This is a genomic window from Micromonospora sp. NPDC005686 (assembly GCF_042871665.1).
In the GTDB taxonomy this organism is placed as follows: domain Bacteria; phylum Actinomycetota; class Actinomycetes; order Mycobacteriales; family Micromonosporaceae; genus Micromonospora.
In genome coordinates this window covers 660,076-679,615 of the sequence record NZ_JBIAIY010000002.1, presented here as the reverse complement: position 1 = coordinate 679,615, position 19,540 = coordinate 660,076, and the positions used below count along the sequence as shown (strand labels likewise).

General features: G+C 72.5%; 20 protein-coding genes. 6 read left to right on the top strand and 14 right to left on the bottom strand.

The window, feature by feature from the left end; all coding sequences use genetic code 11:
* Positions 1 to 119: 119 nt before the first annotated feature.
* A complete protein-coding gene (locus tag ACFYON_RS07140; protein WP_354870625.1) occupies positions 120 to 1,220 on the top strand; it encodes an LCP family protein in 1,101 nt (366 codons plus the stop codon).
* 3 nt (positions 1,221 to 1,223) lie between these two features.
* On the opposite strand, the gene ACFYON_RS07135 is transcribed toward ACFYON_RS07140, so the two are convergent.
* The 4 genes from ACFYON_RS07135 to guaB form a co-directional block, all read right to left on the bottom strand.
* The gene (locus ACFYON_RS07135; RefSeq protein ID WP_354870622.1) at positions 1,224 to 2,681 is read right to left on the bottom strand and encodes a M1 family metallopeptidase; all 1,458 of its coding nucleotides are present in this window, start codon (positions 2,679 to 2,681) and stop codon (positions 1,224 to 1,226) included.
* Positions 2,682 to 2,769: 88 nt separating this feature from the next.
* Positions 2,770 to 4,167 (bottom strand): M1 family metallopeptidase, encoded by a 1,398-nt coding sequence (locus ACFYON_RS07130; protein WP_354870619.1) that lies wholly within the window; start codon positions 4,165 to 4,167, stop codon positions 2,770 to 2,772.
* A gap of 76 nt (positions 4,168 to 4,243) precedes the next feature.
* Positions 4,244 to 5,362: a GuaB3 family IMP dehydrogenase-related protein gene (locus tag ACFYON_RS07125; protein WP_354870616.1), complete on the bottom strand. Its 1,119-nt coding sequence runs from the start codon at positions 5,360 to 5,362 to the stop codon at positions 4,244 to 4,246.
* Between the two features lie 31 nt (positions 5,363 to 5,393).
* A complete protein-coding gene (gene guaB, locus ACFYON_RS07120; RefSeq protein WP_354870613.1) occupies positions 5,394 to 6,956 on the bottom strand; it encodes an IMP dehydrogenase in 1,563 nt (520 codons plus the stop codon).
* A gap of 197 nt (positions 6,957 to 7,153) precedes the next feature.
* Here guaB and ACFYON_RS07115 point away from each other — a divergent pair, with 197 nt between their 5' ends.
* Complete coding sequence (locus ACFYON_RS07115) at positions 7,154 to 7,558, top strand: DUF5319 domain-containing protein (protein ID WP_354870610.1); 405 nt, start codon at positions 7,154 to 7,156, stop codon at positions 7,556 to 7,558.
* Positions 7,559 to 7,571: 13 nt separating this feature from the next.
* On the opposite strand, the gene ACFYON_RS07110 is transcribed toward ACFYON_RS07115, so the two are convergent.
* Positions 7,572 to 8,390: a response regulator transcription factor gene (locus ACFYON_RS07110; RefSeq protein ID WP_354870607.1), complete on the bottom strand. Its 819-nt coding sequence runs from the start codon at positions 8,388 to 8,390 to the stop codon at positions 7,572 to 7,574.
* 252 nt (positions 8,391 to 8,642) lie between these two features.
* On the opposite strand from ACFYON_RS07110, the gene ACFYON_RS07105 reads away from it, so the two are divergent.
* Positions 8,643 to 9,026, top strand: a complete 384-nt coding sequence (locus tag ACFYON_RS07105) for a WhiB family transcriptional regulator (protein ID WP_354870604.1) — start codon at positions 8,643 to 8,645, stop codon at positions 9,024 to 9,026.
* Between the two features lie 145 nt (positions 9,027 to 9,171).
* Here ACFYON_RS07105 and ACFYON_RS07100 read toward each other — a convergent pair whose 3' ends face one another.
* The 3 genes from ACFYON_RS07100 to groES form a co-directional block, all read right to left on the bottom strand.
* Positions 9,172 to 10,812, bottom strand: coding sequence for a sulfite oxidase (locus ACFYON_RS07100; RefSeq protein ID WP_387320637.1), 1,641 nt, complete (start codon positions 10,810 to 10,812; stop codon positions 9,172 to 9,174).
* Between the two features lie 121 nt (positions 10,813 to 10,933).
* Positions 10,934 to 12,577 (bottom strand): chaperonin GroEL, encoded by a 1,644-nt coding sequence (groL, locus tag ACFYON_RS07095; protein WP_354870598.1) that lies wholly within the window; start codon positions 12,575 to 12,577, stop codon positions 10,934 to 10,936.
* Positions 12,578 to 12,647: 70 nt separating this feature from the next.
* Positions 12,648 to 12,962 carry a co-chaperone GroES gene (groES, locus tag ACFYON_RS07090; RefSeq protein WP_018222648.1) on the bottom strand — a complete coding sequence of 105 codons (315 nt, stop codon included), beginning with the start codon at positions 12,960 to 12,962 and terminating at the stop codon, positions 12,648 to 12,650.
* Between the two features lie 254 nt (positions 12,963 to 13,216).
* Between groES and ACFYON_RS07085 the strand changes: the two genes are divergently transcribed.
* A complete protein-coding gene (locus ACFYON_RS07085; protein WP_387188767.1) occupies positions 13,217 to 14,440 on the top strand; it encodes a methyltransferase domain-containing protein in 1,224 nt (407 codons plus the stop codon).
* 181 nt (positions 14,441 to 14,621) lie between these two features.
* Positions 14,622 to 15,101, top strand: a complete 480-nt coding sequence (ybaK, locus tag ACFYON_RS07080) for a Cys-tRNA(Pro) deacylase (protein ID WP_387188768.1) — start codon at positions 14,622 to 14,624, stop codon at positions 15,099 to 15,101.
* A 142-nt stretch (positions 15,102 to 15,243) separates the two neighbouring features.
* Here the strand turns inward: ybaK and ACFYON_RS07075 are convergent, their stop codons facing one another.
* From ACFYON_RS07075 to ACFYON_RS07050, 6 genes are all read right to left on the bottom strand, one after another.
* The gene (locus ACFYON_RS07075) at positions 15,244 to 15,501 is read right to left on the bottom strand and encodes a hypothetical protein (RefSeq protein WP_387188769.1); all 258 of its coding nucleotides are present in this window, start codon (positions 15,499 to 15,501) and stop codon (positions 15,244 to 15,246) included.
* Between the two features lie 51 nt (positions 15,502 to 15,552).
* On the bottom strand, positions 15,553 to 15,939 hold the full coding sequence (locus ACFYON_RS07070) for a hypothetical protein (protein ID WP_262013044.1): 387 nt from the start codon (positions 15,937 to 15,939) through the stop codon (positions 15,553 to 15,555).
* Complete coding sequence (locus ACFYON_RS07065; protein ID WP_387188771.1) at positions 15,936 to 16,511, bottom strand: hypothetical protein; 576 nt, start codon at positions 16,509 to 16,511, stop codon at positions 15,936 to 15,938. Before ACFYON_RS07065 ends, ACFYON_RS07070 begins: the two co-directional genes overlap by 4 nt.
* 77 nt (positions 16,512 to 16,588) lie before the next feature.
* The gene (locus ACFYON_RS07060; RefSeq protein WP_387188772.1) at positions 16,589 to 16,888 is read right to left on the bottom strand and encodes a hypothetical protein; all 300 of its coding nucleotides are present in this window, start codon (positions 16,886 to 16,888) and stop codon (positions 16,589 to 16,591) included.
* A 7-nt stretch (positions 16,889 to 16,895) separates the two neighbouring features.
* A complete protein-coding gene (locus ACFYON_RS07055) occupies positions 16,896 to 17,447 on the bottom strand; it encodes a hypothetical protein (RefSeq protein ID WP_387320633.1) in 552 nt (183 codons plus the stop codon).
* The gene (locus tag ACFYON_RS07050) at positions 17,444 to 18,001 is read right to left on the bottom strand and encodes a MauE/DoxX family redox-associated membrane protein (protein WP_387320631.1); all 558 of its coding nucleotides are present in this window, start codon (positions 17,999 to 18,001) and stop codon (positions 17,444 to 17,446) included. Before ACFYON_RS07050 ends, ACFYON_RS07055 begins: the two co-directional genes overlap by 4 nt.
* Positions 18,002 to 18,401: 400 nt before the next feature.
* On the opposite strand from ACFYON_RS07050, the gene ACFYON_RS07045 reads away from it, so the two are divergent.
* On the top strand, positions 18,402 to 19,505 hold the full coding sequence (locus ACFYON_RS07045; RefSeq protein WP_387320629.1) for a sugar ABC transporter substrate-binding protein: 1,104 nt from the start codon (positions 18,402 to 18,404) through the stop codon (positions 19,503 to 19,505).
* The last annotated feature ends 35 nt before the right edge of the window (positions 19,506 to 19,540 follow it).

Sequence of the window (19,540 nt, the reverse complement as noted above, 5' to 3'; positions counted from 1 at the left end):
GTAGCTATAGCGCCAACGAGGCTTTTTCGCACATCATGCAGAGCGCTCGACCGCCGGGATTCCCGCCGTTGCAACCCGTGGGCCCACCTGGCGCGTCGAATCCACGGGGAGGAACGGACGTGACGAGACGACGCCTGCTGGGCCTGGCCGCACTGGTGGCGGCGCTGCTGGTGGCCACCGGAGCGGTGGTGACCACCCGGCTCGTGGCGAACCGGCCCGCCGCACCGGTCGCCGGCCCGACCACCCCGGCCCCGGCCTCACCCACGCCCGCCCCGACCACCGCCAGCCCGACGCCGCCGCCCGGGGCCGACCTGAAGGGCCCGCTCAACCTGCTGCTCGTCGGCGTGGACACCCGGGTCAGCATCCCCGGCTGGGAGCCGCACGCCGACGCCGTGCTGCTGCTGCACGTACCGGCCGGGCTGGACCGGGCGTACCTGTTCTCGCTCCCCCGCGACCTGGTCGTGGACATCCCCGCCTACCCGAAGGCCCGCTACCCGGGCGGCCGGACCAAGCTCACCCACGCGATGAGCTACGGCAGCCGGGTGCCGGGCGACAAGGGCAACCCCAGCACCGCCCAGGGGTACGAGTTGCTGCGCGCCACCGTCTCCCGCTACACCGGCCTGCGCATCGACGCCGGGGCGGTGATCACGTTCGGCGGCTTCGACAGGCTGGTGGACACGCTCGGCGGCGTGGACCTCTACGTCGACCAGCAGGTCGCCTCCCGCCACCGCCGCCCCGACGGCACCATGCGGATCCTGACCGGCGGCGGGTACACCGGGCCGCAGATGGTCTACGAGAAGGGCACCCGGCACCTCACCGGCTGGCAGGCGCTGGACTACGCGCGGCAGCGCTACACCGCGGGCGGCGACTACACCCGGCAGCGGCACCAGCAGCAACTGCTCCGCGCGCTGGCCCGCAAGATCCTCGACCAGGGCGCGGCCCGCGACCCGCAGCGGGTCGAGCAGGTGGTGGCCGCGCTGGGCCGGACCCTGGTGTACGCCGGTGGCGGCCGGAAGCTGATCGACTTCGCGTACGCCCTGGGTGGCCTGCCGGCGGACCGGCTCACGCTCGTCGTCCTGCCCGGCGCCGGGGTGGGCAGCGGCGGCGCGTACCGGGGTGAGCAGCTCAAGCCGCTCGGCCGCGACTTCCTCACCGCGCTGCGCGGCGGGCGGGCCGACGCTTTCCTGGCCGCCCACCCGTCGCTGCGCGTGAAGAACTGACCCCTACAGCGGCTTCGGGGCGGGCGGACGCTCGGTGCCGTACAGCCACGGGTCGAAGACCTTCGCCAGCTTCTTGCCGGAGATCCGCTCGGCCAGCGCCGTGAAGTCGGCAGTGGTGGCGTTGCCGTTCTTCCGCTCCGCCGCCCAGGTGCGCAGGATGGCGAAGAACGCGACGTCGCCCACCGCCACCCGCAGCGCGTGCGCAGTCATCCCGCCCCGGTCGTACACCGAGCGGCTGAACAGGTCCGCCACGCCCGGCTTGCCCGGCGGCGTACGCCACACCTGCCCGCCGGCGTTCGCGTACTTCTGCTCGAACGTGCGCTGCACGGTGGTCGAGCCGTCGTGCTCGGCCCACAGCCACTCGGCGTACGTGGCGAGCCCCTCGTTGAGCCAGATGTCCTGCCAGCGCTGGATCGACACGCTGTTGCCGTACCACTGGTGGGCCAGTTCGTGCGCGACCACGCCGGTGTTGTCGCCCCGCTGGAAGAAGCTCGCCGAGTAGACCGGCCGGCTCTGCGTCTCCAGCGCGTACCGGATCCGCTCGTCGGCGATCACCACGCCGCCGTACGCGTCGAACGGGTACGGCCCGAAGACGCTCTCCAGGTAGTCGGCGACCTCGACGGTGCGCGCGACGGACCGGTCCGGCGCGCCCTGCGCCACCTGGGTGGTGACCGCGCTGTAGACCGGCCGTCCCTTGTGCCGTGCGGTGGTGATCCGGAACTTCCCGATCGCCACCATGGTCAGGTAGCTGGCCGTCGGCGCGGTCTCCGACCACTTCCAGGTGGTCCAGTCACCGCTTGTCGTCTTCCCCTTCGGCACGCCGTTGGAGATCGCCGTCAGTCCCTTCGGGACGGTGATCTCCATGTCGTAGGTGGCCTTGTCCGACGGGTGGTCGTTGACCGGGAACCAGGTGCTCGCCGACTCCGGCTGCCCGAGCGCGATCGCCCCGTCGGCGGTGTGCAGCCAGCCGCCCTCGCCGAGCGACTCGGTACGCAGCGCCTCCGGCCGGCCGTCGTACCGGATCTCGGCGGTGAAACCGTTGCCGGAGGTCAGTCCGACGGCCGGGGTGACCACCAGCTCGTCCTCGGTACGGCTGTGCCGGGCGGCGGCGCCGTCCACTGTCACCGACCGGACGGTCAGCCCGGCCAGGTCCAGATTGAACGCGGACAGGTCGGCGGTGGCGGTGGCCCGCAGCGTGGTGGTGCCGCCGAGCTTGTCCGTCTCCGGGTCGTAACGCACCTTCACCGTGTAGTGCGCGACGTCGTACCCGCCGTTGCCGTAGCTCGGGAAGTACGGATCGCCTGCGCCGGCCCCGCCCGGCGCGAAGCTGCGCGAGGTCGCGGGCGCGGGGCCGGCCGGGCTCGCGGGACCCGGGTCCGGCTCGGCCGAACCGCAGCCGGCCACCAGCACCGTGCCGCAGACCAGCAACCCGAGCCGTCGTCGTGCGCCGCGCCGCGTCATCGCCTCGATCCCTCCCGGGCCCGTTCGGCGGCCCCGCCCACGGGCCGCTCCGACCGCGGCAGCCTACCCAGCGGCGGTCACGCGTTCGTCACGGCAGTCCCGGCGGCGTGCCACCGACCAGCCAGGCGTCGAGCAGCGCCCGCAACGGCCGTCCGGACGTGCGTTCGGCGTACCCGACGAAGTCGGCAGTGGTGACGTTGCCGTCGCGGTGCTGCGCCAGCCAGCCGCGCAGCACGCGGTGGAACGCCTCGTCGCCCACCGCGCGGCGCAGCGCGTGCACGGCGAGCGCGCCGCGCTGGTAGACCGCGTCGCCGAACATCCCGGCCCGGCCCGGGTCGACAGTCGGCTCGGACCAGTCGGTGGCCGCGTAGCGTTCGACGACGGTCTGCGCCACGGTCCGCCCGCCGTCGTGCTCGGCCCAGAGCCATTCGGCGTACGTGGCGAAGCCCTCGTTCAGCCAGATGTCGCTCCACCGGGCCACCGAGACGCTGTCGCCGAACCACTGGTGCGCCAGCTCGTGCGCGACCACCTCGGTGTTCGGCCGGTCGCCCCGGAAGAACGCCGGCCCGTAGACCGGCCGGCTCTGCGTCTCCAGCGCGTACCTGATGCGTTCGTCGGCGACCACCACACCGCCGTACGCCTCGAACGGGTACGGCCCGAAGCGCTCGGCCAGGAAGTCGGCGACCTCACCGGTGCGGGCCACCGACGCGGCGGCCGGCCCGTCCGCGGGCAGGCTCGCGGCGACGGCGGTGACCATCGGCTTGCCGGCGTGCGTGCCGCTGCTGACCCGGTAGTCACCGATCACCACCGTGCTCAGGTAGCTGGCCATCGGAGCGCTCTCCGACCAGCGCCAGGTGGTCCAGCCGCCGCTCGTCGTCCGGCCCGCCGGCGCGCCGTTCGACAGCGCGGCGAGGCCGTCCGGCACGGTGACCGCGAGGTCGTAGGTGGCCTTGTCCGACGGGTGGTCGTTCACCGGATACCAGGTGCTCGCCGACTCCGGCTGGCCGAGCGCGATCGCGCCGTCCGGTGTGGCGTGGAAGCCGCCGTCGCCGAGTTCGGCGTTCGGCAGCGGCTGCGGCACCCCGCCGTACGTCACCTCGACGGTGAACCGCTTCCCCGACGGCAGCCCGCGCGCCGGGGTGACGATCAGCTCGGCGTCGTCGTGGCGGTGCTTCGCCGCCTCGCCGTCCACCCGCACCCGCTCGACGTCGAGCCCGGCCAGGTCGAGCTGGAACCGGGACAGCGCCCGGGTGGCGGTGACGGTCAGCGTGGCGGTGCCGGTGAGCCGGTCCCCGGCCGGGTCGTAGCGCACGTCGAGCGCGTAGTGGCCCACGTCGTAGCCGCCGTTGCCGGCTCCCGGCACGTACGGGTCACCGGCGTCCGCCGCGCCGGGCCGGAACCCGTTGTCGTCGCCGCCGCCCGTGCACCCGCTCAGCGCGAGCGCCGCCGCCACCAGCCCCGCCGCCCAGACCCGCCCGCGTCTCACCCGGCGAGCCTAGACGCGGACGGCGCGGGCCGGGCCGGAACAGGTCCGCGCCACCGCCCGCGCCGCCGCGTGGTGCTCAGCGGTCGAGGACCAGCCCGACCTTCTGGAACTCCTTCAGGTCGCGGTAGCCGCACTTGGCCATCGCGCGGCGCAGGCCGCCGAAGAGGTTGAGCTGGCCGTCCGGCTCGTCGGCCGGACCGAACAGCAGCCTCTCCATCGAGCCGAGCGGCTCGCCGGCCACCTCGAACGCGCCCCGGGGCAGCGACGGGTGGCTGGCCGCGGAGTGCCACCAGGCGCCGCCGGCCGGGGCCTCCTCGCAGAGCGACAGCGGCTCGCCGAGCATCACCGCGTCCGCGCCGCAGCCGAGCGCCTTGGCGATGTCACCGGAGGTCTGCATGTCGCCGTCGGCGATCAGGTGCACGTACCGGCCGCCGGTCTCGTCCAGGTAGTCGCGGCGGGCCGCGGCGGCGTCGGCGATCGCGGTGGCCATCGGCACCCGGATGCCGAGCACCGACTCGGTGGTCGACCAGTCGTCGCCACCGATGCCGACGATCACGCCGGCCGCGCCCGTACGCATGAGGTGCAGCGCGGTCTTGTAGTCGGTGCAGCCGCCGACGACGACCGGCAGGTCCAGGTCGGCGATGAACTCCTTGAGGTTCAGCGGCTCGTCGGTGGTGGAGACGTGCTCCGCCGAGACGAGCGTGCCCTGGATGACCAGGATGTCCACCCCGGCGTCGAGGATCACCGGGGCCAGCGCCAGGGTGTGCTGCGGCGAGACCCGCACCGCCACCGTGCTGCCGCCCTCGCGCAGCTCACGCACCCGCTCGGCGATCAGGTCGGGGCGGATCGGCTCGGCGTAGACCTCCTGGAGGCGCTTGGTCGCCCGCGCGTCCTCGTCGAGACCGGCCAGCTCCTCCAGGATCTTCGCCGGGTTCTCGTACCGGGTCCAGAGGCCCTCGACGTTCAGGACGCCGAGGCCGCCGAGCTGGCCGAGCCGGACCGCCGAGGCGGGGCTCATGGTCGCGTCCGAGGGGTGCGCGACGCACGGGATGCCGAACTGGTACGCGTCGAGCTGCCACGCGGTGGAGACGTCGTCGACGTCCCGGGTGCGGCGGCTCGGCACGATGGCGATGTCGTCCAGGTGATAACCGCGCTGCGCGGTCTTGCCCAGCCCGATCTCGACCACGTCACGCATGAGGGACTCCAGGTGGTTGGGGGGTGGTGGGTCAGCGGGAGTGGTAGTTGGGCGCCTCGACGGTCATCTGGATGTCGTGCGGGTGGCTCTCCTTGAGCCCCGCCGCGGTGATCCGGATGAGCTGGCCACGCCGGTGCATCTCCGGGATGCTCTCCGCGCCCACGTACCCCATCGCGGCGCGCAGCCCGCCGATGAGCTGGTGGGCGACAGCGGACAGCGGCCCCCGGTAGGGCACCTGACCCTCGACGCCCTCCGGGACCAGCTTGTCCTCGGCGAGCACGTCCTGCTGGAAGTAGCGGTCCTTGGAGTAGGACTTGGCCTGGCCGCGCGACTGCATCGCGCCGAGCGAGCCCATCCCCCGGTACGCCTTGTACTGCTTGCCGTTGATGAAGATCAGCTCGCCGGGGCTCTCCTCGCAGCCGGCCAGCAGGCTGCCGAGCATCACCGTGTCGGCGCCGGCGACGATCGCCTTGGCGATGTCGCCCGAGTACTGGATGCCGCCGTCGCCGATCACCGGCACGCCGGCCGGGCGGGCGGCGCGGGCCGCCTCCATGATCGCGGTGATCTGCGGTACGCCCACCCCGGCGACGATCCGGGTGGTGCAGATGGCGCCCGGGCCGACGCCCACCTTCACGCCGTCCGCGCCGGCCTCGACGAGCGCCTTCGCGCCCGCGTAGGTGGCGATGTTGCCACCCACGATGTCGATGGTGACGTCCCGCTTGAGCCGGGCCACCATCTCCAGCACGGCCCGCTGGTGACCGTGCGCGGTGTCCACGATGACGACGTCCACCCCGGCGTCGACGAGCGCGCGGGCCCGCTTGTAGCCGTCCTCACCCACGCCGACCGCGGCGGCGACCCGGAGCCGGCCCGCGTCGTCCTTGGTGGCGTTCGGGTACTGCTCGCTCTTGGTGAAGTCCTTGACCGTGATCAGGCCGCGCAGCTTGCCGCCCGCGTCCACGATCGGCAGCTTCTCGATCTTGTGCTGGCGCAGCAGGCCGAGCGCGTCGTCCTTGCTCACCCCGACCGGGGCGGTGATCAGCGGGGTGCGGGTCATGATCTCGCGGACCGGCGTGGCCGGGTCGGAGACGAACCGCATGTCGCGGTTGGTGACGATGCCGACCAACTGCCCCTGCCCGTCCACGACCGGGACGCCGGAGATGCGGTAGCGCCCGCAGAGCGCGTCGACCTCGCGCAGCGTGTCGTCCGGGCTGGCGGTCACCGGGTTGGTGATCATGCCGGACTCGGAGCGCTTCACCAGGTCGACCTGGAGCGCCTGGTCCTCGACCGAGAGGTTGCGGTGCAGCACGCCGATGCCACCCTGGCGGGCCATGGCGATGGCCATCCGCGCCTCGGTGACCGTGTCCATCGCGCTGGACAGCAGCGGCACGGTCAACTCGATGTCGCGGGTGAGGCGGGTGCGGGTGTTGACCCGGCTGGGCACGACGTCCGACTCGCCCGGCTGGAGCAGCACGTCGTCGAAGGTCAGCCCGAGCGGCACCACCCGGGCCGAACCGGCCGGCAGCTCGGGCAGATGGCCACCCAACTCCCCGCCGTCGGCGCCGGCCGGGATCTCGGTGCTGGGCGAATTCTCCACGATTGCTCCCCTGAGCTGGTCGAACGGGCTGCAGCGAGGCGGCGCGCGGGGGCACCGGCAGGCGCCGGGTGACGGCGCGTCGCCTCATCGTACCCACTTGCCCGTCCCGGTCCGGGCAGCGGCGGGCCCAGGGGTAGGCCGGGCCACAGCACGGGCGGGGGCGGGCTTTCCGGCGGCTCGGGGTCTACGGTGAGGGGGTGCAAGACGAGCCCATCGACCCGTTCAACGGCGACCCGGCCGATCCGGCTGCCGGCCTGCACGATCTCGGCGACGACGACGCGCTCGACCCGCTGACCGAGGTCGAGCGCCAGGACGTGCTGGAGGATCTCGCCGATCTGGAGATCTACCAGGCGTTGCTCCAGCCGATCGGCGTGCGTGGCCTGGTGATCGAGTGCGAGGACTGCCGCGAGCCGCACTACTTCGACTGGGACCTGCTCCGCGGCAACCTGCGCCACCTGCTCAACTCGGGGCGTCCCCGGGTGCACGAGCCGGCCTACGACCCGGATCCGGACCACTACGTGAGCTGGGACTACGCCCGGGGCTACGCCGACGGCGTGCACGACACGCTCACCGAGGGCACCGACGACTCCGCGCCGGAGTGACTCCCCGTCCGGGTCAGGCGACCAGGCCGGCCCGGAAGCCGGCCGCCACGGCGTGCGCCCGGTCGCGCGCGCCGAGCTTGCGGAACAGCCGCCGGGCGTGCGTCTTGACCGTGTCCTCGGAGACGAACAGCTCCCGCCCGATCTCCGCGTTGCTCTTGCCCTCGGCCATGCCGAGCAGCACCTGAAGCTCCCGCTCGGTCAGCCCGATCGCGCTGCGCGGCGTCCGCCCAGGCCGCTGGGCCGCGCCCGGCCGGGACGCCTCCGCGCCGTCGGCCGCCGCCGGGTCGTCCGGGTCCTCGCCCCGCTGCACCGGCACCACGGTGGGCAGGCCCGCGGCATCCACCGGCCCCGTCGCCGGCCAGCCGGGCCCACCCGGGGTACGCCCCGGCGCCGCCGACCGGGTCGGCCCGCCCACCGCCGCCGCGTCCCGGGCGGTGTCCGCCACCCGGTGCCGGTTGCTCCGGCCGGGGGCGGAGAGCAGCAGCAGCGCCTTGGCCACCGCGCTGGTCAGGTCGTGGTCGGCGTTCTGGATCAGGCCGCGCGCTCCGGCGCTGATGGTGGCCGCCGCCGACTCCGACTCCTCGACGCCGAGCAGCAGCACCGCCGCCTGCGGGGCGCGAGCGAGCACCCGCCGGACGAACCCGGCGCTGTCCGGGCGGGTCAGCGCGGTGTCGGCGAGCACCACGTCCACCGGACGCTCGGCGAGCCGCAACATCACCTCCGGGTCGGAGACGGCCGTCCGGACGACGCCGGACAGCCCGAGCCGCGCCGCCGCGGAGGTCAGATGCTGGGCCGCCAATGGTGTCCGAACGCACACAAGAACACTACGCACAGTGGTCTCCTCTCCGACTCAGAGCAGACCATGCGGAGGCGGGGTCGGGAGGGGGTTCCGGGCAATCATCCGAACTTTTCCGACAGATGGGGCATATGCCGCCGCGTGTCCGAGCTTTTCGATCACAGATGTGTGAGGCGCGGACCGCTCGGGTACCGAGGGGTTCATCCGGAACCGGCATCCCGCGCGGACCGCCGCCCGGTAGCTGGCCACGAACATTCTCCGCGGTGCCGCGCGGGAGGAGGGGTGCTGATGTCGAACGTACGTAGGCTGCCTGGACCGATCGACGAGCTCTGGGACTGGCAGCGGCTCGGGGCCTGCCGTGGCCGCGACAGCGCGCAGTTCTTCCACCCGGACGGCGAGCGTGGCTCCTCCCGGATGCGCCGCGAGATGGGCGCCAAGTCGGTCTGCCGTGCCTGCCCGGTACGCGCCGAATGCGCCGCCCACGCGCTCTCCGTCCGCGAGCCGTACGGCGTCTGGGGCGGGTTCAGCGAGTCCGAGCGGCTGCGGCTGATCGCGCTCGGCTGGGAGGACCTGGCCGACCGCCGCCAGAGCAAGGTGGACATCCCCCGGCTGGAGGCGCGCCTCGGCCGGCCGCACAACACCGCCGTGCCGGACCAGCGCAAGGTCGCCTGACCCGCTTCACGATCTCCGACGCCGCGCCCCGGACCCCGGGGCGCGGCGTCGTCTCGTTGTGGCGCCGGCACCTCGTGGTCGCGCTGTCGCCCTCGTCGCGCGCCGCCGCCGGCCGGCCCCGCTGCCGCCCGGCGGCGGAGGCGGGTCAGGCGACGGTGACCTTGACGGTGTGCCAGCCGGTCGCGCCGTCCGGGGCCACCGGGGCGGGCTGCTCCGGTTGGGTCTCGCCGGTCGTGTCCGTCGCCCGTACCTGGAGTGTGTGCTCCCCCGGCGTCGCGTCCCACCGCCATGACCACTGCACCCAGGTGTCCGCCGACACCGCCGGCGCCAGCGTCGCCTCCTGCCAGGGGCCGCCGTCGACGCGTACCTCGACGCGGTCGATGCCTCGGTGCTGCGCCCAGGCCACACCGGCCACGGTCACCGGGCCGGCGCCCGGGCGGCTGCGGGGCCGGGGCGTGTCGATCCGGGACTGCGTCTTGATCGGGCCCTGCGCGGACCAGCCGCGCGGCACCCAGTACGCGTCGAAGTCGGCGAAGCTGGTCAGCTCCAACTCGGTCACCCACTTGCAGGCCGAGACGTACCCGTAGAGGCCCGGCACCACCATCCGCACCGGGAAGCCGTGCTCGATCGGCAGCGGCTCGCCGTTCATGCCGACCGCGAGCAGCGCGTCCCGCCCGTCGCGCAGCACCGAGGTGGGCGTGCCGCAGGTCCAGCCGTCCACCGCGCGGCCCACCACCTGGTCCGCGCCGTCCTCCGGGCCGGCCTCGTCGAGCAGTTCCTTCATCGGTACGCCGAGCCAGCGCGCGTTACCGATCAGGTCGCCACCCACCTCGTTGGAGACGCAGGCGAGCGTCACGTACCGCTCCACCATCGACCGGGCCAGCAGGTCGTCGAAGCTCAGCTCGATCGGGTTGCGCACCCGCCCGTGGATGCGCAGCCGCCAGGTGGCCGGGTCGACCTGCGGCACCACGAGCGCCGTGTCGATCCGGTAGAACTCGCGGTTCGGCGTGACGTACGGCGCGAGCTTGGACAACGACAGGTCCGCTCCGGCCGGCACCCGCGGGGCGGGCGCGGCCGGGGCGGGCAGTGTCACCGCCTCCCGGGCCGCCGACACGCCGCGCCGGCCGGCCAGCCAGTGCCCGCCCAGCCCGGCCACCGCCGCCGCGCCGGTGAGCAGCCCCGCACCGCGCAGGAACCGCCGCCGCGACTCCGCGTCGTCGTCGTGCCGGACCGGCTCCCAGCCGCCGGGGGTCTCCCCCTCGCGGGCGAGCGCGGCGACCGCCGGAGGCGGCACGGGCCGGTCCGCGGCGTCGGCCGCGTCGCGCCCGGCCGGCTTCCGGCGTGCCCGGCCGGCACCCAGCGGGCCGGCCACGAACGCCCACAGCGTCAGCGCGCCGAGTCCGCCGCCGAGCAGCGAGGGCAGCGCGTCGAACACGTTCGCGCCGGCCCGGGTCAGGGCGGCGGCGACGCCGAGCACGGCGAACGCGGCGACGCCGGCCAGGCCGAGCACCAGCCGCCGGGCCGCCGCCAGGCCGAGCAGCGCCCCGAACGCGACGAGCAGCAGCGCCGTCCCGACCAGCAGGGCGATCTTGTCGTACGTGCCGAAGACGTCGATGGCGAACTGCTTGAGCGGCTCGGGCACCAGGTCGACGACGAGTCCGCCGACGGCGACGAGCGGAGCGGACCGAGGGCCGGTCAGGACCGCCACGGGTTCGGCGGCGCCGAGGGCCACCACCGCGGCGACGACACCGGCCAGCGCCGCCCGGCGGCGGGAGAGAGTGCTCACGGCATCCAGTCTGATCGACCCGCCGGTACGGCTGCCAACTCCGTCAGCGTTCCGTAAGGAGATACGCGTCAGGGCACACCACCGGGTCGGCGGTGTGCCCTGACGTCGGGCCGTACTCGGGTCAGAAGCCCGGGCCGTGCTGGTGGCCGTGACCGTGCGAGTGGCCGTGCCCACCGGCGGCCGGCTCCGGCTCGGCCGGCTTCTCCACGACCAGGCTCTCGGTGGTGAGCAGCAGGCCGGCGATCGAGGCGGCGTTGCTGACCGCGTTGCGGGTCACCTTCACCGGGTCGATGATGCCGGCCTTGGCCAGGTCGACGTACTCACCGGTGGCGGCGTCGAGGCCGTGGCCCCACTCCTGGGCGATGACCTTCTGCACCACGACATAGCCGTCGTGGCCGGCGTTCTGCGCGATCCAGCGCAGCGGCTCGACGAGCGCCTTGCGCACGATCGAGACGCCGACCTTCTCCTCGCCGGTGAAGCCCAGGTCGTCGTCGAGCACCGGCAGGATCTGGGCCAGGGCGGCGCCGCCACCCGGAACCGTGCCCTCCTCGACCGCGGCCTTGGTCGCGGCGATCGCGTCCTCGATGCGGTGCTTGCGCTCCTTCATCTCGACCTCGGTGGCCGCGCCGACCTTGATCACGGCGATGCCGCCGGAGAGCTTCGCCAGCCGCTCGGCCAGCTTCTCCCGGTCCCACTCGGAGTCGGAGGCCTCGATCTCCTTGCGGATCTGGGCGACCCGGTCGGCGACCTCGGCGGCCTGCCCGCCACCGTCGACCACAGTGGTGTTCTCCTTGTCGACCACGACGCGCCGGGCGCTGCCGAGCACCTCCAGGCCGACCTGGTCGAGCTTGTAGCCCAGCTCCGGGGCGACCAGCTCGGCGCCGGTCAGGATCGCCATGTCCTGGAGCATCGCCTTGCGGCGGTCGCCGAAGCCGGGGGCCTTGACCGCGCAGACCTTGACGGTCTTGCGCAGCGCGTTGACCACGAGCGTCGACAGGGCCTGGCCCTCGACGTCCTCGGCGACGATGAGCAGCGGCTTGTTGTTCTGGAGGACCTTCTCCAGCAGCGGCAGCAGCTCCTCGATCGCCGAGATCTTCTGCGTGGTGATCAGGATGTACGGGTCCTCCAGGACCGCCTCCTGCGCCTCCAGGTCGGTGACGAAGTTCGGCGAGATGAAGCCCTTGTCGAACTGGAGACCCTCGGTCACCTCCAGCTCGGTGGTGAGCGCGGAGCCCTCCTCGACGGTGATGACGCCGTCGCGGCCGACCTTCTCCATCGCCTCGGCGATCAGCTCACCGATGGCGGCGTCCTGCGCGGAGACGGTGGCGACGTGCGCGATCGACTCCTTGCCGGAGACCTCGACGGCCTTGCCGAGCAGCGCCTCGGAGACCTTGGCGGCCGCCGCGTCGATGCCCCGCTTCAGGCCGGTCGGGTTGGTGCCGGCGGTCACGTTGCGCAGGCCCTCGCGGACCATGGCCTGGGCCAGCACGGTCGCGGTGGTGGTCCCGTCGCCGGCGACGTCGTTGGTCTTGGTCGCCACCTCCTTGACCAGCTGCGCGCCGAGGTTCTCGTACGGGTTGGTGAGCTCGATCTCCTTGGCGATGGTCACGCCGTCGTTGGTGATCGTGGGCGCACCGAACTTCTTGTCCAGGACGACGTTGCGCCCGCGCGGGCCGAGGGTGACCTTGACCACGTCTGCGAGGGCGTTGACACCGTGCTCGAGCAGGTGCCGGGCGTCGTCCGAGAAGCTGAGGATCTTCGCCATCAGTATCCCTTCGAAGCGACGTTGCCCCGGCCCGGCGAGCCGGACCGGGGCAACGACACTGATCGGTTGCTTACTTCTCGATGACCGCGAGGACGTCGCGGGCGGAGAGCACCAGGTACTCCTCGCCGGCGTACTTGACCTCGGTGCCGCCGTACTTCGAGTAGAGGACGGTGTCGCCGACCTTCACGTCGATCGGCACGCGGTTGCCCTTGTCGTCGATCCGGCCCGGGCCGACAGCGAGGACGGTGCCCTCCTGCGGCTTCTCCTTCGCGGTGTCGGGGATCACGATGCCCGAGGCGGTGGTGGTCTCGGCCTCGTTCGCCTGGACCACGATGCGGTCCTCGAGCGGCTTGATCGCAACCTTGGTCGCAGTAGTCACGGGCATACCCTCCCGGGTACTTGGTGTCGTTGCCGGTCGGCACGCCGACCAGCGTCAATCTGCTACATGCCACCGGGCGGGGCCGTCGTCGCGGGTGCCGGTCCGCCTGGCGCTCAACCCCCGGGCACGAGGCTCGGGCGTTGGCACCCTCAGGGTGAGAGTGCTAATCGCAGGTTATTCCTCGGCTAGCACTCCGTCAAGGAGAGTGCCAGCACGTCGCCCTCCGTGTCGCCCGCGAACCGGGCCGGGAGAATGGGCGCGTGGACCTCGACCAGCTCGCCGCGCTGCGTACCCCCGAGGGGTCGGCGGCGCTCGCCGCGGCCGGGCGGGTGGCCGGCGGCGACCCGCTGGCGGCGGCGGCCGCGCTGCGCTCGGCCGGGATGCCCGGGGACCTCGCCGCCGCCGCGCTCACCCAGGCGGAGCTGCGCCGCCGGGCAGCAGGCAAGTTCGGCGCCGCGGCGGCCGGGATGTTCCTCACCCGGGCGGGGCTGGAGCAGGCCACCCGTCGCGCCGTCGCCGACCGGCGGGCCGCACGGCTGCGCGCCGCGGGCGTGACCACGCTCGCGGACCTGGGATGCGGTCTGGGGGCCGACGCGCTCGCCGCCGGCCGCGCCGGCATCCGGGTGTACGCGGTGGAGGCCGACCCGGTGACCGCCGCGATGGCCGCCGTGAACGCCGAGGCGGCCGGGCTCGCGGATCTGGTGACGGTGGAGTGCGGCGACGCCACGGCGTTCGACGTGACCGGGGTGGACGCGGTGTTCTGCGATCCGGCGCGGCGGCGGGCCGGCACCGGGCGGCGCGTCTTCGACCCGAACGCCTACTCGCCGCCGTGGGACTTCGTCACCGCCCTGGCCGCACGCGTGCCGCGCACCGTGGTGAAGGTGGCGCCCGGGCTGGACCACGCGCTGATCCCGGCCGGCGCCGAGGCGGAGTGGGTGAGCGTGGACGGCGACCTGGTCGAGGCCGCGCTCTGGTGCGGCGAACTGGCCGAGGTCCCCCGCCGCGCCACACTGCTGCGCCAGAAGGAAGGGCCCCTTGTTAACGCCTCCGGTAGTAAAAGGGTCCCCTCCTATCACCTCACCGGCACCGGAGCGGCCGAGGCGGCGGTGGGACCGGTCCGGCGGTTCCTGTACGACCCGGACCCGGCAGTCGTACGCGCGCACCTGGTCGCCGAACTGGCCACCACCCTCGACGCCACGCTGGCCGACCCGTCGATCGCCTACCTGTACGCCGACGAGGCCCGCACCACCCCGTTCGGCCGCTGCCTGGAGATCACCGACGTGCTGCAGTTCTCGCTGAAGCGACTGCGTGCCCTGCTGCGTGAGCGCCGGGTCGGCCGGGTGGAGATCCTCAAGCGCGGGTCGGCGCTGGAGCCGGAGAAGCTGCGCCGCGACCTGCGGCTGGCCGGCGACGCGGGGGCCAGCCTGGTGCTGACCCGGGTGGCCGGCGCGCCGACGGTGCTGGTCTGCCGGCCCGTCGGGTAGGCGCCGATAGGCCCGTCGGGCAGGCACCGACCGGACCGTCGGGCAGGCGCCGACCGGCCGGGCTGCCGTCCGACGAGGTGGTGCGGCCCTGCCCGCACCCGACGCGCCGGCCGTCCCGCGCCTCGGGGCGCGGGTGTTTCCGACTCGCCCACCCGCGCCGCGCCCGGTTAGCGTGACGGTCATGGCGGGACAGGGCACTCCGGCGACGGCGCTGCTGGTGAAGCGGAGGATCGCGCACAGCACCCATCCGTACGACGTCTCCCCGGACGCGCCGAACTACGGCGCGCTGGTCGCGGCGGCGCTGGGAGTGCCGCCGGAGCGGGTGTTCAAATCGCTGGTCGCCGAGGTCGACGGCGCGCTGACCGTGGCGGTCGTGCCGGTCACCGGCGAACTGGACCTCAAGGCCCTCGCCGCGGCCGTCGGCGGTAAGCGGTCGGCCATGGCCGACCGGGCGGTGGCCGAGCGGGCCACCGGCTACGTGCGCGGCGGGATCAGCCCGCTCGGCCAGCGCCGGCGGCTGCCCACGGTGCTGGACTCGTCGGCGCTCGCCCATCCCACCGTCTACGTCTCGGCGGGCCGGCGCGGGCTCCAGGTCGAGCTGGCCCCGACCGACCTGTTGGCGTTGACGGACGCGCAGGTCGCTCCGCTGTCCACCCGGTGACGGACGCGCAGGCCGCCCCGCTGTCGGGTGCGCGGGCCGCCCCGCTGTCCGCCCGTCGGCGGGACGGGGAACACCGAGAACGGAAACGCGCGGAGGACCGGCCTCCGGCACGACCGGCCCGTCCCCCGCGCCGATTGACGGATCAGGCTGCGCCGCGGACCCGGCCGACGTTGATCGTGCCGTTGTCGTCGTAGACCTCGGCGATCCGCTTGGAGACGCTACGCCGCCCCTGGGTGAACATCGGGACGTCGTTGTGCACGCGGACGTGCACGGCGCCGTGGTGTTCCGCGAAGACGTCGACGGGTGCGCCGTTGACGACCTCCGCACAGATGCGCACGGTGCGCGTACCGTCGTCCTCGACGTCGATGACCACGACGCCGCGGTCGGTTGGCAAAGGCATTCTGGGACTCCTCCCGATTAGCAGAACCTGTTGTTCAGATGTGTTCGGACATCAATCTCCGGAGCGTCCGCCGGGCCGGGACGGACACCTGCCGCCGCCGAACATGACCCGGGTCCACTCACCGACGTGGCAGAAGATGTCGCAACTGGTGGTGACGCCGAGCTTCGCGGGCACCCTCGACGCGGCGACGTGCCTGGACACCCCGCCCATCGAGTAGACGCTGTCGAGATCCCGCCAGAGCGAGATGCTCCACACCGTCCGCTCCCGCCACCGCACGAGCAGCCTGATGCCGAGGAAGCCCTCGGCATGGCGACGGACGTCCCGCTTCACCCGCAGATGCAGCAGCAGGACGACCAGCACGCGCACCAGATCACCGCAGTGGAACCTGGTGATCACCACCTGACCCTGGGTCGTGTCGGGTTCCAGAGTGGGGGTCACGGGGAAACGACTGTCACGGCGAGGGCTGCCGCCAGCAGCAGCATCGCCGCTCCGGAGACCCGTCGAACCCGACTCACCCATAGCCGGTCACTCCTTTCCTCGATCTCGGCGGCCTTCCTGGTCAGGCTCCAGAGAGTGACCAGGAGGGTCACGGTGAGGGCCGTGACAACCAGCACCAACGGCGCGGATCCGGGTGCGACAAGCACGACGCCCGCCGTGGCCAACCAGATCAGCGACGTGGTCTTCTGCGTGGTGAAGAGCAGACCCAGGTCGATCCCCCAGACCACCCCGAGCGTGCCGGCCGGCAGGCTCCGGACCAGTCGCTGCGGCACCTGTCGCCAGATGTGCGGCGTCCGGTCGAGCAGATCCAGGACGCCGAACAGCACCGCGAGCGCGACGAGGGCCACGACCCGCCATGTCTCGGGGACCAGTTCCCCGACCGCCGATCCGATCAGGTAGACCGGAACGGCGAGCACCATTCCGGCGACGAGTCCGCCGACCGCGAGGCCCGCCAGGAATCGAAGTCCTTCAGATACGTTCCGCCTCAACATTGGGCTGGCGACCCCAGCCATGGAGAGGCCTCAAGGACTGAGAATCTGCAGCACCGCTCCCGCGATGCCGACGACGAGCCAGACGACCATCGGCGGGCTCAGTTGTACTGGCAGTGGGCGGCGGATCCGGTGATGCTGCCCGAGCTGGTCTTCTTCTCGCAGCAGTTGCAGTGCAGGTAGGCGTTGACCGAGCAGTACCAGATGTACTTGTACTTGGCCGAGCTGCACGTCGAGTACGAGATGTTCGGTGGGACGTAGACGAGGTTGCAGCACTGGTAGTTGCCAGCCATCGCCGGCGTCGAGCGGGCGAAGACCGCTCCCGACGCCACCAGGCCGGCGACGCCGATCTTCGCGAGGAAGCCTCGCCGGCTACCCCCGCGACGGCCTGTCGCCGTCATTTTTTCCTCATTCATTCCCCACAGCCTCCTTGACCGGGAAGACGGCGGCGCTGAGCGCCGCCATATCGGTGAACAACAATGCCGAAACCAGGCGCCCGTGCCGGAAGACCAGCGCCGACGGGCTGGTCATCACGCCCAGCTCTTCCGCCACCCATTCACCGCCCACGTCGATGTGGTGCGGAAGTCCCGCCAATTCGTGTCGGCTCATGAAGTCCTCGCCGCGCTCCTGGTCGATCGTCGAGATCAGGACCGCGAAGTCACGCGTGTCGGCCAGGTCGCCGACCTCGCCGGCCGCCTTCTCGCAGCTGTTGCAGGAGGTGCTGAACACCAGCACCACCCGCAGGTCCGCCGTGGCGACCTCCGCCAGACCGGCGGGCCAGCGCTCCGGCTGCGACCCGACGCGGGCTCCGTCGAGCAACCGGACGGTGCCGCTGCCGCCGCCGGGCGCGCCCGCGCCCTCCATGCCGCCGGAGCGCGCGTACAGCTCGCCCAGCATCGCGAAGAGCACCACCACGGCGCCCGCGACCACCAGCAACCCGAACCCGAAGAGGTAACTCATCCAGCGATCTCCTTAGACAGCTCCGCGCCGGCCGGGCGCGTCCGGGGCCGGACCAGGTCGACGACCATGCCGCGCCACAACAGCAGGGCCATGCCCGCGACGAGACTCGCGGCCACGACGGCCATCCGGTCGGCCGGGAGGGCCGCCGGCGAGGTGAGCAGGAGCGCGGCGCCGAAGCCCACGAGCGCGAGCCCGATCAGGACGTTCCGCACACCCAGCGGACGACCCTCGGGCCGACCGAAGCATCCGCAGGGCAACGTCGTCCCGCGCTGTCGACCCGCGAGACCGGCCGCCGCGAAGCCGGCCCCCAGGCCGGCGGTCGCCGCGGCGGCGGCCGGGCGGCCGGCCGGCACGAGCAGGGCCGCACCGACGACGGCCTCGACGACCGCGACCGCCCGCACCAGCGAGAGGGCCGTGCCGCGGCGCACCGGCAGGAGCGCCATGAAGAGCTGGCGGGCGTGCCTGGGCGCGGCCAGCTTGCCGAGGCCGGAGCAGACGAGGACCGCCGAGACCAGGCAGATCGACATGGTGGCGAGGAGCTCGGCGGCGCTCACCGGCGCGACCTGTCATGTGCGGAGCAGGATTCGACACGCATGAAGACACCCCCGTGAGCCGCGTCGACAGCGCTCCCATACGGAGGAGAACGTGAACGCCTGTCGATGTATAACGGGATCTTCGTGGAACTTTCGCAGCGCGTCAAGAGACTGTCACGGAATGTGGCGCTCCGGCCCGACCCTGGCGCCGCGCCCCCGCCCGCCACGCCACCCGTCACGCGGCGCCGGAATCCGCGAGGAGCCGCCCCCACAGGGCGGGCGTGTCGCCGACGTTGCGGAATTGTTACCGCCGCCAACAAACTTCTGACCTCGACAGTCTTGCGATGCATGGAGAGCGGGGAATACGTTGCCGGACACAACAAAACATCACCACTCCCCCACCTCCGAAAGGACCCTGCACATGCGCAAGGGCTTCCTCACCTTCGCGGCCGTCGGTCTTCTCGCGACCGGCACCATGGCCGCCTGTGGTGACAACGGCGGTTCGTCCGACGAGGCCGGCGGCTCCAACGCCAAGAAGCCGAAGATCGGCGTGATCCTGCCGGACAGCAAGTCCTCCGCCCGTTGGGAGGGCGCGGACCGCAAGTACCTCAAGGCGGCGTTCGACGCGGCCGGCGTCGAGTCCGACATCCAGAACGCGCAGAACGACAAGACCGCGTTCCAGACCATCGCCGACCAGATGATCACCAGCGGCGTCAACGTCCTGATGATCGTCAACCTGGACTCCGGCACCGGCAAGGCCGTGCTCGACAAGGCCAAGTCGCAGGGCGTCGCGACCATCGACTACGACCGGCTGACCCTGGGCGGTTCCGCCCAGTACTACGTCAGCTTCGACAACGAGGCGGTCGGCAAGCTCCAGGGCGAGGGCCTGAGCAAGTGCCTGACCGACAAGGGCGTCAAGAACCCGTCGATCTCGTACCTCAACGGCTCGCCGACCGACAACAACGCCACCCTGTTCAAGAACGGGTACGACTCGGTGCTCAAGCCGAAGTTCGACTCGAAGGAGTACACCAAGGTCGCCGACGACCCGGTACCCGCCTGGGACAACGCGCAGGCCGCCACGATCTTCGAGCAGCAGATGACCAAGGCCGGCGGCAAGATCGACGGCGTGCTGGCCGCCAACGACGGCCTGGGCAACGCGGCCATCTCGGTGCTGAAGAAGAACAAGCTGAACGGCAAGGTCCCGGTGACCGGTCAGGACGCCACCAAGGAGGGCCTGCAGAACATCCTCGCCGGTGACCAGTGCATGACCGTCTACAAGGCGGTCAAGAAGGAGGCGGACGCCGCCGCCGAGCTGGCCATCGCGCTCGCCAAGGGTGAGAAGAAGGACACCGGCCAGACGGTTAAGGACCCGGAGGGCAACCGGGACGTGCCGGCCGTGCTGCTGGAGCCCAAGGCCATCTTCAAGGAGTCCGTCAAGGACGTGGTGGCCGACGGCTACATCACCAAGGAAGAGCTCTGCACCGGTGCCTTCACCAAGCTCTGCACCGACGCCGGCGTGAGCTGACCCACCCGCCTCAGGCGGCGCCGCCCGGCACGGGA

Coding starts and splice junctions, on each gene's coding strand:
- ACFYON_RS07135 (WP_354870622.1), bottom strand. CDS start 2,681: ATGACGCGGCGCGGCGCACGACGACGGCTCGGGTTGCTGGTCTGCGGC.
- ACFYON_RS07125 (WP_354870616.1), bottom strand. CDS start 5,362: ATGCGTGACGTGGTCGAGATCGGGCTGGGCAAGACCGCGCAGCGCGGT.
- ACFYON_RS07105 (WP_354870604.1), top strand. CDS start 8,643: ATGTCGAACGTACGTAGGCTGCCTGGACCGATCGACGAGCTCTGGGAC.
- groL (WP_354870598.1), bottom strand. CDS start 12,577: ATGGCGAAGATCCTCAGCTTCTCGGACGACGCCCGGCACCTGCTCGAG.
- groES (WP_018222648.1), bottom strand. CDS start 12,962: ATGCCCGTGACTACTGCGACCAAGGTTGCGATCAAGCCGCTCGAGGAC.
- ybaK (WP_387188768.1), top strand. CDS start 14,622: ATGGCGGGACAGGGCACTCCGGCGACGGCGCTGCTGGTGAAGCGGAGG.
- ACFYON_RS07075 (WP_387188769.1), bottom strand. CDS start 15,501: ATGCCTTTGCCAACCGACCGCGGCGTCGTGGTCATCGACGTCGAGGAC.
- ACFYON_RS07065 (WP_387188771.1), bottom strand. CDS start 16,511: ATGGCTGGGGTCGCCAGCCCAATGTTGAGGCGGAACGTATCTGAAGGA.
- ACFYON_RS07060 (WP_387188772.1), bottom strand. CDS start 16,888: ATGACGGCGACAGGCCGTCGCGGGGGTAGCCGGCGAGGCTTCCTCGCG.
- ACFYON_RS07055 (WP_387320633.1), bottom strand. CDS start 17,447: ATGAGTTACCTCTTCGGGTTCGGGTTGCTGGTGGTCGCGGGCGCCGTG.
- ACFYON_RS07045 (WP_387320629.1), top strand. CDS start 18,402: ATGCGCAAGGGCTTCCTCACCTTCGCGGCCGTCGGTCTTCTCGCGACC.